The sequence below is a fragment of the Pseudomonas syringae CC1557 genome (genome assembly GCF_000452705.1).
In the GTDB taxonomy this organism is placed as follows: Bacteria; Pseudomonadota; Gammaproteobacteria; order Pseudomonadales; family Pseudomonadaceae; genus Aquipseudomonas; species Aquipseudomonas syringae_F.
In genome coordinates this window covers 503,356-518,487 of sequence record NZ_CP007014.1, presented here as the reverse complement: position 1 = coordinate 518,487, position 15,132 = coordinate 503,356, and the positions used below count along the sequence as shown (strand labels likewise).

General features: G+C 59.9%; 13 protein-coding genes. 3 read left to right on the top strand and 10 right to left on the bottom strand.

All coding sequences use genetic code 11. The features are described 5' to 3' along the window. Window position 1 precedes the first annotated feature (1 nt). The 10 genes from N018_RS02395 to bioB all read right to left on the bottom strand — a co-directional run bounded on the left by N018_RS02395 (window position 2) and on the right by bioB (window position 11,357). Window positions 2-163 carry a YqaE/Pmp3 family membrane protein gene (locus N018_RS02395; protein WP_002555565.1) on the bottom strand — a complete coding sequence of 54 codons (162 nt, stop codon included), beginning with the start codon at window positions 161-163 and terminating at the stop codon, window positions 2-4. A gap of 413 nt (window positions 164-576) precedes the next feature. Then, window positions 577-2,355 (bottom strand): acyl-CoA dehydrogenase C-terminal domain-containing protein, encoded by a 1,779-nt coding sequence (locus tag N018_RS02390; protein WP_025388758.1) that lies wholly within the window; start codon window positions 2,353-2,355, stop codon window positions 577-579. Between the two features lie 166 nt (window positions 2,356-2,521). After that, the gene (locus tag N018_RS02385) at window positions 2,522-3,820 is read right to left on the bottom strand and encodes a GGDEF domain-containing protein (protein WP_025388757.1); all 1,299 of its coding nucleotides are present in this window, start codon (window positions 3,818-3,820) and stop codon (window positions 2,522-2,524) included. Window positions 3,821-4,222: 402 nt separating this feature from the next. Continuing rightward, complete coding sequence (locus N018_RS02380; protein WP_024645770.1) at window positions 4,223-6,028, bottom strand: phenylacyl-CoA dehydrogenase; 1,806 nt, start codon at window positions 6,026-6,028, stop codon at window positions 4,223-4,225. A 326-nt stretch (window positions 6,029-6,354) separates the two neighbouring features. Then, a complete protein-coding gene (locus N018_RS02375; protein ID WP_024645771.1) occupies window positions 6,355-6,651 on the bottom strand; it encodes a hypothetical protein in 297 nt (98 codons plus the stop codon). Between the two features lie 153 nt (window positions 6,652-6,804). Then, on the bottom strand, window positions 6,805-7,485 hold the full coding sequence (bioD, locus tag N018_RS02370) for a dethiobiotin synthase (RefSeq protein ID WP_025388756.1): 681 nt from the start codon (window positions 7,483-7,485) through the stop codon (window positions 6,805-6,807). Window positions 7,486-7,516: 31 nt separating this feature from the next. Continuing rightward, window positions 7,517-8,326 carry a malonyl-ACP O-methyltransferase BioC gene (bioC, locus tag N018_RS02365; protein ID WP_025388755.1) on the bottom strand — a complete coding sequence of 270 codons (810 nt, stop codon included), beginning with the start codon at window positions 8,324-8,326 and terminating at the stop codon, window positions 7,517-7,519. Beyond that, on the bottom strand, window positions 8,319-9,050 hold the full coding sequence (locus N018_RS02360; protein WP_025388754.1) for an alpha/beta fold hydrolase: 732 nt from the start codon (window positions 9,048-9,050) through the stop codon (window positions 8,319-8,321). Before N018_RS02360 ends, bioC begins: the two co-directional genes overlap by 8 nt. Then, on the bottom strand, window positions 9,043-10,233 hold the full coding sequence (bioF, locus tag N018_RS02355) for an 8-amino-7-oxononanoate synthase (RefSeq protein WP_025388753.1): 1,191 nt from the start codon (window positions 10,231-10,233) through the stop codon (window positions 9,043-9,045). Before bioF ends, N018_RS02360 begins: the two co-directional genes overlap by 8 nt. A gap of 65 nt (window positions 10,234-10,298) precedes the next feature. Continuing rightward, entirely contained in the window at window positions 10,299-11,357 is a 1,059-nt protein-coding gene (gene bioB, locus N018_RS02350; protein ID WP_024645776.1) for a biotin synthase BioB, read from the bottom strand. A gap of 90 nt (window positions 11,358-11,447) precedes the next feature. Between bioB and N018_RS02345 the strand changes: the two genes are divergently transcribed. From N018_RS02345 to N018_RS02335, 3 genes are all read left to right on the top strand, one after another. Further along, a complete protein-coding gene (locus N018_RS02345) occupies window positions 11,448-12,188 on the top strand; it encodes a ComF family protein (protein ID WP_025388752.1) in 741 nt (246 codons plus the stop codon). 111 nt (window positions 12,189-12,299) lie between these two features. Further along, window positions 12,300-13,073, top strand: coding sequence for a TOBE domain-containing protein (locus N018_RS02340; protein ID WP_025388751.1), 774 nt, complete (start codon window positions 12,300-12,302; stop codon window positions 13,071-13,073). Between the two features lie 81 nt (window positions 13,074-13,154). Next, a complete protein-coding gene (locus N018_RS02335; RefSeq protein ID WP_025388750.1) occupies window positions 13,155-15,071 on the top strand; it encodes a PhoX family protein in 1,917 nt (638 codons plus the stop codon). The last annotated feature ends 61 nt before the right edge of the window (window positions 15,072-15,132 follow it).

The window sequence follows — 15,132 nt, the reverse complement described above, 5'->3', positions numbered from 1 at the left end:
GTTATTTACGCGAAACGATGATGTAGATCGCGTGGATGATGCCCGGGATGTAACCCAACAGGGTGAGCAGGATATTCAGCCAGAAAGCGCCAGCAAAACCGACTTGCATGAACACGCCCACGGGCGGCAGCAGAATGGCGAAGATAATACGAATGATGTCCATGGGATGCTCCTGAGTGATTGGCTCTAATGGCCATACAGCTAATCGACCCTGAGCCTTCACGAGGGTTCAACGGCTCTGGCACGGCGCCTGCCTTTTCCTGGAAATGTTTTCCTCGGAAAATCACCCTTACCTGCAACCTGACACTCGCTGCGCACATGAATCCATGTGCAATGAAGTCTGATTTCCTGAAACGCAGACAAAGAAAACCCCGCCGAAGCGGGGCTTTCCAGACTGTTTCCCTGATTTCCCTTTCACCCCGCCATCCTGGCAGGCTTCCCTACGTGTCCCTGTTATGTCTTAGTGCGCTTCCTGCGCTACGTCCATGGAGCAAGATTAACTTTGGATCCATTTTTTGGGAAGAGGCCAAATGTCACCACGCAGTGTAAGCAAATGCTTACACAGCTTTTCCGAACTCAGAATTGTGACGCCTCCAACAGGAAAAGCGACTCGCTGCCGGCGCGTACCGACGCATCAAGCGAGTGGATACGCGGCAGCAAACGGGCAAAGTAGAAGCGCGCGGTGCCCATCTTGCTGGCGTAAAAGTCTTCCTGCTGCTCCTTGCCCATGGCGGCTTTGGCCATCATTGCCCACATATAGGCGTAGGCGGTGTAACCGAACAGGTGCAGATACTCCACCGAAGCCGCGCCGATTTCATTGGCGTTATTGCGCGAGCGGTCCAGCACCCACGCGGTCAGTTCGTCCAGCATGTTCAGCGCAGCCGTCAACGGCCGGGTGAATTCGCCAAGCGAGCTGTCGGAAGCGCTGATGAACTGGCGTACTTCATCGGAGAACAGCTGATAGAACGCACCGTTGGAGCCGACGATCTTGCGGCCGACCAGATCCAGCGCCTGAATGCCGTTGGTGCCCTCGTAGATCTGCGTGATACGCACGTCACGCACCAGTTGCTCCTGGCCCCACTCACGAATGTAGCCGTGACCACCAAACACCTGCTGGCCATGAACCGTGGTTTCCAGACCGATATCGCTGAGGAACGCCTTGGCGACCGGCGTCAACAGCGCCACCAGATCATCGGCATGTTTACGCGCGGTGTCATCCTCGCTGAACTTGGCAATATCAAGTTGCAGGGCAACGTAGCTGGAGAACGCCCGACCGCCTTCGTTGAAGGCCTTCATGGTCAGCAGCATGCGCCGCACGTCAGGGTGGACGATAATCGGGTCAGCGGCCTTGTCCTTGTTCTGCACACCGGTCGGGGCACGACTCTGCAGACGATCAAGGGCGTATTCCACCGCGTTCTGATAAGACTGCACACCCGACGCCAAGCCCTGAATGCCGACACCCAGGCGCTCGTAATTCATCATCGTGAACATCGCTGCCAGGCCCTTGTTCGGCTCGCCGATCAGGTAGCCGACAGCGTCATCGAAGTTCATGACGCAGGTCGCCGACGCCTGAATACCCATCTTGTGCTCGATGGAGCCACAGCTGACGGTATTGCGCTCACCGAGGCTGCCATCGTCAGAGACCATGAATTTGGGCACCAGAAACAGCGAAATCCCTTTAGGCCCGGGCGGTGCGTCAGGCAGTTTGGCGAGCACCAGATGAATGATGTTTTCAGTCAGGTCGTGTTCACCGCCAGTGATGAAAATCTTGCTGCCGGTGATCGTATAAGTGTCGTCAGGCTGAGGCTCGGCCCTGGTGCGGATCATGCCGAGGTCAGTACCGCAATGCGCCTCGGTCAGGCACATCGAACCGGCCCAGGCACCCGAGTACATATTGGGCAGGAATTTCGCCTTGAGCGCTTCGGTGGCGTGGGTGTTGATCGACACGCAGGCACCGGACGTCAGCATGGCGTACAGACCAAAGGCGAGGCTGGCGGAGTTGATCATCTCTTCGACTTGAGCCGAGACCACTTTGGGCATGCCCATGCCGCCGAATTGCGGATTGCCGCCAACGCCCACCCAGCCACCTTCGGCGTAGGTCCGATAGGCTTCCGGAAAGCCCGCTGGCGTGGTCACCACAGTGTCCTTCCAGTGGCAGCCTTCCTCATCACCATTACGGCTCAGCGGGGCGATGGTCTTGCTGGTGACTTTACCGGCCTCTTCGAGAATGGCGTCGACCGTTTCGGCGTCGACTGTTTCAGCCAGCTCAGGCAGTTGCGCCCAGAGTCTGGAAACCTCGAACACTTCATTGAGGACGAAGCGCATATCGCGCAGCGGCGCTTTGTAGTCAGCCATGGCAAACCTCGTGAGCACGTAGCAAGAAACTTGGGGGCTGATCGATGCATGCAGCGGCGAAGATCAGCGGTCGGTTTTCACGAGTCTACCCGAACAACATTTCAGACACATAGGGTCGTGTCATGACTGAATAGTCACAACAGGTCACGCGAATAGAACGATTTGATCAGGTCGATGTTTCGGTTGTGCGCACGGCACCGCGCCGGTTCAACTGGTCAAAGGCGACGACGCAGTTACGGCCTGCACCCTTCGCGGCATACAGCGCCTGATCGGCGCATTTGAGCACTTCTTCCGCGCTGCGATGTTCCGGCTGGCGCTCGGCAACACCGATACTGATAGTCACCGACACGCTGCCTGCATGTGGCCCGCCCCGCCGCTGGCGTCCTTGCTGATCGTCCTGGGGGCGATGGTCCTTGTTGCGCAACTGGATCTGGTAATTGGCGATGGTTTCACGAATCGCCTCCAGATGCGGCAGGCACTCATCGAGCGTTTTGGCGGCAAATACGATGGCGAACTCTTCCCCCCCGTAGCGATAAGCCTTGCCGCCGCCGTTAGTGATTTTCGACAGCTTGCTGGCGACCAGCCGCAAGACCTGATCGCCTACGTCGTGGCCATAGGTGTCGTTGAATTTCTTGAAGTGGTCGACGTCGCTCATGGCCAGCACATAATTGCGGCCCAGACGCTGCATTCTTTCGTTGAGCGCCCGGCGGCCGGGCAGCCCGGTCAGTTCATCGCGGAAGGCCATCTGATACGCCTCATGAGCGACAGCCGCGGCGATCATCAACATCACCTGGCTGCACAGAATATTCAGCGTGAACGGCAGGATGAAGGTCTTGGGCAGCGCCCAGAACAACCCCAGCAGCCCGACAACCTGCGCGGCATGCAGGGGGCGTGGCTTTTCCAGGTACTGCCAGATCAGCACGCCGAACGACAGGAGAAACATCAGGTAGGACAACTGGATCAGGCTCATCCAGTTGCCATGCAAGGCCGGCCAGCGAATCTCCGCCAGCCAGCTTTGCAGCTCGACCGGATAACTCTGCTCAAGGCCCAGCGCCACGCCGCCCAGTGCCACCAGCACCGCCAGCCGGGCGACCATGTCCTGAAACAGATGAGTGCGTTCTTCCCATGCGGCGTACAGACCGAACAATACCGGCAGTAACAGACAGACCAGATGGAAAATCACCGCCGCGTCTTCCCGGACCTTGCCGTTGTCGCGGTAATAGTCAGTCTGGGTATCCAGCAGGTAATAGGCGATGTACACGGTGAGCATCAGAAACAGCTCGCGTTGTCGCCGGTAGACGAGGCAGTAGGCACCGCCCAATAGCAATACCAGTGTTGGCAGCACATTGAACAGCGAGGTGAAGAAGACGTTCAAGTCCTTTACATACGCAGCCGCAAGCCCTGCCACCAACAACATCAGAGAGGGCAGAAAATGACTCAGGCGTGCAGCGGATGGACGCAACAAAAGGGTTTATCTCCTGCCCTGGAACGAACCGATATCATTGTGCCTTCATCCAGCGAACAATGCATTCAGCAGGATCAATAGACGAGCTACTTTCTTTAACGGCAGGAGACTGGAAATGTTTATTGCATAGGTAGCTATAGACTTCACGCGCCGCGCCAAGTGTTATTGACGCTCGCGCCAATGCGCTGGACGCGGAGCGTCCATGACTGCATTGCCACGCCGGAGTGGCGGAACGATAACCGCAACTATCGTGCGACGCTCTGCGTCCGGTCTTGAGCAGATGGTGTGGGGCTTGTGACGCTCAGCGCCACGCAAGCATGCATCACGTCCGATTTTGAAGATACCAGCCATAAAAAAACCGCCTGATCAGCGATCAGGCGGTTTTCGTGACTGACGCGGAGCTTAGTAAGCCAGGCCGAAGTCTTCTTCTTTCATGTCCATCAGGTTGGCAGCGCCCGACAGAATGGCGGCAACGTGAGTACGGGTGCGCGGCAGGATGCGCTGGAAGTAGAAGCGTGCGGTCTGGATCTTGGCACGGTAGAACGCTTCGTCCGATGTACCGGCTGCCAGCTTCTCGGCGGACAGGCGTGCCATGTCAGCCCAGAAGTAGGCCAGGCAGGCGTAACCGGAATACATGATGTAATCCACCGAAGCAGCGCCCACTTCTTCGCGGTCCTTCATGGCAGCCATGCCCACTTTCAGGGTCAGTTCGCCCCACTCCTTGTTCAGCGCAGCCAATGGCGTCACGAATTCCTGAACGGCTTCGTTGCCTTCGTTGCCCTGGCAGAACTTGTGGACGATCTTGGTGAAGCCCTTGAGCGCTTCGCCTTGAGTCATCAGCACTTTGCGGCCCAGCAGGTCGAGTGCCTGAATACCGGTGGTGCCTTCGTACAGCATCGAAATACGGCTGTCGCGAACGTTCTGCTCCATGCCCCATTCGGCGATGAAACCATGGCCACCGTAAACCTGTACGCCGTGGTTGGCGGCCTCGAAGCCGACTTCGGTCATGAAGGCCTTGGCAATCGGCGTCATGAACGCCAGCAGCGCATCGGCCGCTTTTTTCTGTTCAGGGTCTTCGCTGTATTTGACGATGTCGACCTGCTTGGCCGTGAAGTACACCATGGCACGCGTGCCCTCGGCGAAAGCCTTCATGGTCAGCAGCATGCGACGGACATCAGGGTGAACGATGATCGGATCAGCGGCCTTTTCCGGCGCTTTCGGCCCGGTCAGCGAGCGCATCTGCAGACGGTCACGGGCGTATTTCAGGCCGCCCTGGAAAGCGATTTCGGCATGCGCCAGACCTTGCAGCGCAGTGCCCAGACGCGCGGTGTTCATGAACGTGAACATGCAGTTCAGGCCCTTGTTCGGCGGGCCGATCAGGTAACCGGTAGCGCCGTCGAAGTTCATCACACAAGTGGCGTTACCGTGGATGCCCATCTTGTGCTCGATCGAACCACAGTGCACCGCGTTGCGATCACCCACGCTGCCATCGGCAGCCGAGAGGAACTTGGGCACGATAAACAACGAAATGCCTTTGGTACCCGCCGGTGCGTCCGGCAGGCGGGCCAGCACGATGTGGACGATGTTATCGGCCATGTCGTGTTCGCCAGCGGAAATGAAGATCTTGGTGCCGGTCACCTTATAGGTGCCGTCGGCTTGAGGCTCAGCCCTGGTGCGCAGCATGCCAAGGTCAGTACCGCAGTGTGACTCGGTCAGGCACATGGTGCCGGTCCATTCGCCGGACACCAGCTTGGTCAGGTACGCATCCTGCTGCTCGGGCGTGCCGTGCTCGGAAATCGTGTTCATCGCGCCGTGCGACAGGCCCGGGTACATGCCCCACGACCAGTTGGCCTCACCGACCATTTCGCTGACCGCCAGGCCCAGCGACTCGGGCAGGCCCTGACCGCCGTGTGCGAGGTCATGCGCCAGGCTCGGCCAGCCGCCTTCGACAAACTGTTTGTATGCCTGTTTGAAACCAGTCGGCGTCTTCACGCCCGACTCGCTCCAGGTACAGCCCTCGGTATCGCCCACCCGGTTCAGCGGAGCCAAAACCTGTTCGCAGAACTTGGCGCCCTCTTCAAGAATGGCATCGACCATGTCTGGAGTGGCATCGTGGCAGGCGGGCAGACTTTGATAATGCGCTTCATAGTCGAGCAGTTCATCACGAACAAAACGAATATCACGCAAGGGGGCCTTGTAATCAGGCATAGCGATAACCTCTGCTGATGAATCCTGGAACGAATGACCGGGCGGTCGCTGGGGACATACCCTCAAGCACCAGACACTCTCGTATGCCTTACGGTCAAACAGGTGTTTGAAACATACGTTTACGCCCAAACCTTGTCAATAGAGAACCACGCACCATTCGTCCACGATCTTTCCACAGACCGCGCAGGCACATAGCTGAGGGCAAGCGTAAGCAGAAGTTTAGTAAAGGTCACAGCCAGGCGCAGGGGCGATACAGGACAATGATGCGGAGAAATTCATGAGGCGACGCCGTGCGCGAATGGCACGGCGGGGAGGCGGAGCAGAAATCAGGCGTAGGTGTCGATCAGCGTGCCGAGCATTTCATCACTGGCTTTCTGCGCAGCAAGACCGGCTTCAAACTGGCCCTTGCCGGCTTCGAGCTCGACAATGTTCGACGGTAGATCAGAGCGCTGACTGCGGTCGACCGAGCGTAGATTCTCAAGCTGGAAGTCCGAAGACTGGCTTCTACCGGAAACCTCGATGTTAGAGCTGGCGATCTGGGTAGCCGCCTGATCGACACGGCTCTGCCCGACCTGCATGGCGCTCAGACCTGGATAGAGGGTGTTGTTCATGGTGATTTGCATAAGCCGATCCTCAGTTCAAAAAACGAACACGTGCCATTGAACCAGCTAATGCACAGAAATACTCAACAAACAGACTAATGGCACTAGGCCGTAACGCGAGTAAATTGGTGAAAAGCCGAAAGCCACTTGTGTGTCAGCCACTTAGCATCGCTGTCAGCAGAGCCCGGCAATATCAAGATATTGCGCCACGTTTTCGGCGCTGGCGTTGCTCAGTCGGGGCACCTGCCCGAGACACGGCGCGGGCAAACGCTCGACCAACGTGGCCAGGTTCTCCTCAAGCCGCGACGTTTCGCCGTCAATCACATTCGCCACCCAGCCCGCCAGGTGCAGGCCATCACGGGCGATGGCTTCGGCGGTCAGTACAGCATGATTGATACAGCCCAGGCGTACACCCACCACCAGAATCACCGGCAGTTTCAAGGCGATGGCCAGATCGGACAGATTACCCTGCCCGGCCAATGGCACACGCCAGCCACCAGCGCCTTCGATCAGGGTGAAATCAGCCTGTTTATCCAGAATATGGCGCATTGGGTGCAGCAACGACTCGACTGTCAACGCGACACCGGCCTCACGCGCCGCCAGATGCGGCGCAATTGCAGGCTCCAGCGCCAGCGGATTGACCTCGTCGTAATCCAGCTCGACCGAGCACTCGGCCTGCAATGCCAGTGCGTCAGCATTGCGCAGCCCCTGTGCAGTCATGACGCAACCGGACGCGACCGGCTTACCGGCCGCCGTACTCAGGCCTGCCAGGCGGGCAGCATGCAGCAGCCCGGCTGCCACGGTGGTCTTGCCAGCGTCGGTATCGGTTCCGGTGATGAAATAGGCTGCGCTCATCTCGGCATTTTTTCCTTATAACGTGAAGCCATCAGGCTTTTTCAAGAACCGCGTACACCACTTGATACGTGGCAGGCAGCCCGGCCTCCTGACGGAAGCGCTCATAAGCCTGGACCATGCCGAGAATCCGCTGGCGACCGGTCAGACCGTTAGGGCGTCCCGGATTGAGATTGTGCGCGCCGAGCGCTTTCAGCTCGTGGGTCAGGCTGCGCACGTCCGGGTAATGCAGCACTTGCGGGCGAACGTCGAGACTGCACACTCGCAGTCCGCTCGCGGCACACAGCTGGCGGTAGTCTTCTTCATGACGAAAACGGTTTACATGCACGCGTCCATCAACGGCCTGCCAACTGTCGCGCAGTTCGTACAGCGTCCCCACGCACAAACTGGCGAAGGCAAACACGCCGCCCGGTTGCAATACGCGACGCGCTTCGCTCAGCACCGCTGCAAAATCAGCGCACCACTGCACGGCGAGGCTGGAGAAAATAAGTTCGCAGCTCTGCTCGCGCAGTGGCAGATGCTCGGCATCCCCGGCAACGAAGTGCTGCGCCCCGCCGAGTGGCTGCGCGTGGCGCAACATGCCTTCGGCGATATCAAGCGCGATGCCTTGGCTGTTAGCGAACGTCTGCGCCAGCGCGCGGCTGAAATAACCGGTGCCACAGCCCAGGTCCAGCCAGCGCGAAGGATTGAATCCGGCGGGAAGGCGAGCCAGCAATTGGTGACCGACGCTACGCTGCAATTCAGCAACGCTGTCATAGCTGCCTGCCGCTCGGGAAAACGACGCCGCGACCTGACGCTTGTCAGGCAGTATGGAAGGCGGTTTGGGATTGGAAAGATCAGTCATCACCCGACTCGTGCAGAAAAGCATGGATTGCAGCCGCGACGCCGTGGGGGTTTTCCAGAAGAAACGCGTGACTGGCCTGCTCGATGAGCCCCACTTCGATATCCGGCAGCAAGGCCAGCAGATCGCCCGCGGCCTCGGCCGGAACGAAGGCATCCAGGCCGGCGAACAGATGCAGTTGCGGGCCGCGAAAGGTTTGCAGCGCACTGCGGGTATCGAGCTGCCGGAGTACTTTCAGCCCGTCGACCAGAGCGGTTGGCGACGTGTGCGGCGCACCAGCCTTGAGCAACCGCGCCAGACCGCGCGGGTCTTCTGCGCCGTTGGTGCATAACAGACTGAAACGCTTGAGCGTCGCATCCGGGTCGATAGCACACCCCGCCAGAAACGCATCGAAATCCTCAACAGGCATTGCATGCAGCCATGCGCCTTGAGTGACGAAACAGGCGTTGCTCGCCAGAGTCAGCAATCCGCAGCAGCCTTCACCACGCCTCGCGGCCAGCTCGGCGGCGAGCATGCCACCGAGCGACCAGCCGCCCAGCCAGGCGTCGTCAGGAAGATTAGCGTCCAGTTCGTCGAGCCAGTCCGGCAGGTCGCAGTTGTCGATCTCTGGCAATGGCTCGATCTCGACCCGCAAATGCTCGTCCAGCCCACGCAAGGCATCCGCAAGCGGTTGCAGCGGCGAGACGCCAAGCCCCCAACCCGGCAGCAAAATCAGTCGATCACGCATGAACGGGCTCCGTGGATTCATTAACATCCAGCAACGGGTAACACTGCTCCAGCGCATTCAATAATAGCCGCACGTGCGCCTCGCTGTGCGCCGCCGACAACGTGACACGCAAACGAGCACTGCCCGCTGGCACGGTGGGCGGACGTATGGCGGTCACCAGCAAGCCGCGCTCGCGCAACAATTGCGACAGGCGCAGCGCTCGCCCCGCATCGCCGATCATGATCGGCTGGATCGGCGTGAAGCTGTCCATCAGCTGCAAACCGATCTGCTCGGCGCCACGACGAAACTGCTGGATCAGACGCATCAAATGCTCGCGACGCCAATGCTCGGTGCGCAACAACTGCAGACTTTTCAGGGTTGCGCAGGCCAGCGCAGGCGGCTGGCTGGTGGTGTAAATGTAAGGGCGAGCGAACTGGATCAAGGTTTCAATCAGTTCTTCACTGCCGGCCACAAATGCCCCGTAGGTGCCGAACGATTTACCCAGGGTGCCGACCAGCACCGGCACGTCATCCATGCTCAGGCCGAAATGCTCGACGATCCCCGCACCGTTTGCACCCAGCGGTCCGAAGCCGTGCGCATCGTCAACCATCAGCCAAGCGCCCTTGGCCCTGGCCGCCAGAGCAAGCGCAGGCAGGTCGGCGATATCACCGTCCATGCTGAACACCCCATCAGTCACCACCAGCGTATCGCCAACGGACTTTTCCAGACGCGAGGCCAGGCTGTTGACGTCGTTGTGCAGATAGCGGGAGAACCGTGCACCGCTGAGCAGACCGGCGTCCAGCAACGACGCATGATTGAGACGGTCTTCCAGCACCGTATCGCCCTGCCCGACCAGCGCCGTTACAGCGCCAAGGTTGGCCATGTAGCCGTTGGAGAACAACAGCGCTCGCGGGCGTCCGGTCAGATCAGCAAGCGCTTCTTCCAGTTCATGATGAGGCGCGCTATGACCGATCACCAGATGCGACGCCCCGCCACCCACGCCCCAGCGCTCGGCACCCGCCTGCCAGGCGGCGATCACTTCGGGGTGACTGGCCAGGCCCAGGTAGTCGTTGTTGCAGAACGCCAGCAACGGCTGACCATCGACAATGACTTGCGGGCCTTGCGGGCTTTGCAGCAGCGGGCGCTGGCGATAAAGGTGTTCGGCGCGACGGGCATCAAGGCGCGTGCGGAGATCGAAAGACATGCGGGCCCCGGTGCGGGAGAGAGCGATTCAAAGCGGGCCGCTGACTACCGGCCCGCTCAAGGGGATCAGGCAGAAGCGGCGTCGTAGAACATCGCGCTGCTTTGCTGCTCGACCAGCGCCTGCTCGATGGCGGCCTGGTGCACTTCGTCGGCGTGGCCTTCGCCTGCTTCCGGCTTGATGCCCAGACGCGAGAACAACAGCATGTCCTTGTCGGCTTGCGGGTTGGCGGTGGTCAGCAGCTTGTCGCCGTAGAAAATCGAGTTGGCTCCGGCGAAGAACGCCAGAGCCTGCATCTGCTCATTCATCGCTTCGCGCCCGGCGGACAGACGCACATGGGATTCGGGCATCATGATCCGCGCTACAGCCAGCATGCGGATGAAGTCGAACGGGTCGACATCTTCGGCGTTTTCCAGCGGCGTACCGGCCACCTTGACCAGCATGTTGATCGGTACCGACTCTGGGTGCTCTGGCAGGTTTGCCAGCTGGATTAACAAACCGGCGCGGTCGTCAAGCGACTCGCCCATGCCCAGAATGCCGCCGGAGCAGATCTTCATCCCGGAATCGCGCACGTAAGCGAGGGTCTGCAGGCGCTCGCCGTAGGTGCGGGTGGTGATGATGCTGCCGTAGAACTCCGGCGAGGTGTCCAGGTTATGGTTGTAGTAATCCAGCCCGGCAGTGGCCAGCGCTTCGGTCTGCTCCTGATCGAGACGACCCAGCGTCATGCAGGTTTCCAGACCCATGGCTTTCACGCCTTTGACCATCTCCAGTACGTAAGGCATGTCCTTGGCAGACGGGTGCTTCCAGGCCGCGCCCATGCAGAAGCGGGTTGAACCGATGGCCTTGGCGCGTGCCGCCTCTTCAAGGACCTTCTGCACTTCCAGCAGCTTTTCTTTTTCAAGACCGGTGTTGTAGTGACCGGACTGCGGGCAGTACTTGCAGTCTTCCGGGCAGGCGCCCGTCTTGATCGACAACAGCGTGGAGACCTGAACGCGGTTGGCGTCGAAGTGAGCGCGATGCACCGTTTGCGCCTGAAACAGCAGGTCATTGAATGGCTGTACGAACAGCGCCCTGACCTCGGCTAAAGTCCAGTCGTGACGCAAAGTGGCGGTGGTGCTGGCGCTCATCGGGCGGCTCCTTGGTGTTTCTGGGCAATGCGCGAGGGCGGGAAAGACCACAGGCGCTACACGGATGTCGGGCATATTTAAGGAAGAGCCATGCGCTGTCAACCCAACTACGACCACGAGGTTTACATCTGGTTAAAAAACAAACAATTCTGTTTGTTATGCGATGAACGCAGCGAGACGCCCACGCCCATCTGTATGCCGTGCGAAGCCGAGTTGCCGTGGCTTGGCGACCAATGCGAACGCTGCGCGCTGCCGATGCCGATGCCTGTCGCGGGCCTTGAGTGCGTGCAATGCGCTAAACGATCACCCGGTTTCGCTCAGGTGATCGCCCCATGGCTGTACGCTTTCCCGGTCGACGGCCTGATTACCCGCTTCAAACACCACGGCAAATGGCCCATGGGCCGACTGCTCGCCGAACTGTGCGGGCACTTCCTCCAGCATCGCTTTGATGAAGGCCAGCCCCGTCCCGACTATCTCTTGCCCGTACCACTGGCCAACAAACGCTTGCGCCAGCGCGGTTACAACCAGGCTGCGATGCTTGCCGGATGGCTGGGCAAACAACTGCAACTGCCTGTCGATGAACAGCATGTGCTGCGCAGCCGCGAGACCACGGCGCAACAGGGCCTCGACGCCAAAGCCCGCAAACGCAACCTGCGCGGTGCATTCAGCCTGATTGATCCGGACTGGGTGCGGGGCAAACACCTGGCACTGATCGACGACGTACTGACCACCGGTTCGACGACAGACGTCATCGCGCGTTTATTGAACAGCGCCGGTGCGTGTCGGGTAGACGTGTACTGTCTGGCGCGTACGCCCAAGCCGGGCGATTGACCGGAATCCGCGCTCAAGATCCTCATCGCTCCCACGCTCCGCGTCCGGTTTTCGACGCAAGCCGCGTGAGCGATCATACTGACCTCTCCCACTCAACCATCCCGGATCACCATGTCCCTGCCTCCCTTACTCACGCAACACATGGTCCGTCGCCCGCAGCGCATTGCACTGTTGCAGCACATTGCCGAGCAGGGCTCGATCACCCGTGCCGCGAAGAGCGCAGGGTTGAGTTACAAGGCCGCATGGGACGCTATCGATGAGCTGAACAATCTGGCGCAAAAGCCGCTGGTGGAGCGCAGCGTCGGTGGGCGTGGCGGGGGCGGTGCGAAACTGTCGGCCGAAGGCGAGCGAGTGCTGCGGCTCTATCAGCGCGTGCAGACATTGCAGGCGCAGATACTCGAAGCCGCCGAAGACAGCAGCGATCTGGACCTGCTCAATCGCCTTACCTTGCGCACCAGCGCGCGCAACCAGTTGCTGGGGCGCATTGTCGGTATCACTCGTCAGGGGCATCACGATCAGGTGCGCCTGCAACTGGCCGAGGCGGTGTTTATCGACGCGCAGGTGACCCATGACAGCACGCTGCATTTAGGGCTGGAAATCGGCACCGACGCCGTTGCACTGATCAAGGCGGGCTGGCTGGAGCTGCACGCGCAAAGTGCTAAAGACCCCCAGGAAACAAATGGCAACAATTGCCTTATTGGCCAGATCGACAGCGTGATCGACGCCGAAGACGGCCCCAGCGAAGTACGCATCACCCTCCCAAGCGGCCAGACGCTGTGCGCCCTGGCGACGCCTCAGCGTCTGCATGCACAGCAGTTGCAAACCGGCGTCACGGTGCAGGCGAGATTCGCGGCTTCGTTCGTGCTGCTCGGGATACCGTCGTAAGCGCCGGGAAGTCATGACCGCGACACAATTCCGTCATATGCGCGCACTAAGGTGGCTGCCATATTCGAGGGAGCCGTGATGATGAAACTATTAGAAGAAAATCAAACCACCGATCTGGAAAACCTGGTCGGCGCAGACAGGGCCGGGCTGACGCGTCGTGGTTTCATCAGCGCGGGCGCTTTGTGCGGCGCAGCGATGTTCCTTGGCGGCAACCTGTTGAGCCGCTCGGTGCTGGCCAACAGCGTCAGCGCAGCGTCCGGGGCCCTGTTGGGTTTCGACAGCATCCCGATGGCAACCGCCGACAGCATCAGCCTGCCGAAAGGCTACCTATCCTCCGTGCTGATCAGCTGGGGCCAGCCATTGCAAGTGGGCGGCCCGGCGTTCGACCCGAGCGGCAAAGGCACCGCCAAGGCTCAGGAAGTGCAGTTCGGCGACAACAACGACGGCATGTGTCTGTTCCCGATGCCGGGTCACAAAGACCGCGCGTTGATGGCGATCAACAACGAGTACACCAACTACCGCTACCTCTTCGATCACGGCAAGGAGCCACAGTCCGCCGAAGAGGTGCAAAAGGCACTGGCCGCAGAAGGCGTGTCAGTGATCGAAGTTCAACAGAAAGACGGCAAATGGCAGTTCGTTCAGGACTCGCGCTATAACCGTCGCGTGCACGGCAACACGCCGATCAACCTGAGTGGCCCGGCAGCCGGTCACGACTGGCTCAAGACCGACGCCGACGAGAGCGGCACCCACGCGCTGGGGACGTTCCAGAATTGCTCAAGCGGCCAGACGCCGTGGGGCACTTACCTGACCTGTGAAGAGAACTTCACTGATTGTTTCGGCAGCAGCAACCCGGAGCAGAAGTTTGATGCTGGCATGAAGCGCTATGGCGTTGTGGCCGCGAGCAAAGAGATCAACTGGCACCCGCACGACCCGCGCTTCGACGTTGCGAAAAATCCTAACGAAGTGAACCGTCACGGCTGGGTGGTCGAGATCGATCCGTTCGATCCCGAATCGACGCCGGTCAAGCGCACGGCACTCGGACGCTTCAAGCATGAGAACGCTGCGTTCACGCAAACCAAGGGCGGGCGCGCCGTGGTGTACATGGGCGACGACGAGCGTGGCGAGTTCATCTACAAGTTCATCAGCCGCGACAAGATCGATAACCAGAACCCGAAAGCCAATCGCAATCTGCTGGACCATGGCACCTTGTATGTCGCGCAATTCGACTCGGGCGACAGCAATCCGGATCATCCAAAAGGCAAAGGCCAATGGGTCGAACTGACTCACGGCAAGAATGGCCTCGATGCCGCAGCCGGTTTCAATAATCAGGCAGAAGTGTTGATTCATGCGCGTCTGGCGGCCAGTGTCGTCAAGGCCACACGCATGGACCGCCCGGAATGGATCGTGGTCAGCCCCAAGGACGGCCAGGTGTATTGCACCCTGACCAACAACATCAAGCGCGGCGATGAGGGTCAGCCGGTTGGCGGACCGAATCCGCGTGCCAAGAATCAGTACGGGCAGATCCTGCGCTGGAGTGAAGAAGGCAGTAATCCTTCGGCGATGGCGTTCGACTGGGACCTGTTTGTGGTCGCGGGCAACCCGACCGTGCATGCGGGCACGCCGCAGGCCGGGTCGAGCAACATCAACCCACAGAACATGTTCAACAGCCCGGACGGCCTGAGTTTCGATCAGGCCGGTCGCCTGTGGATTCAGACCGATGGCGACTCCAGCAACAAAGGCGACTTCGCCGGGATGGGCAACAATCAGATGCTCTGCGCAGACCCTGCCAGCGGCGAGATTCGTCGTTTCCTGGTCGGCCCGGTCGGTTGCGAAATCACCGGTATCAGCTTTGCGCCTGACTACAAGACGATGTTCATCGGCATCCAGCACCCCGGCGAAAACGGCGGCTCCACCTTCCCCGAGCACCTGCCCAACGGCAAGCCACGCTCCTCGGTGATGGTGATCACCCGTGAAGATGGCGGTGTCATCGGCGCCTGATCGAGTAGCTCTGATCGTGACGCTCTGCGTCACCTTCAGAAGAAGGTGCGGAGCGTCCGGA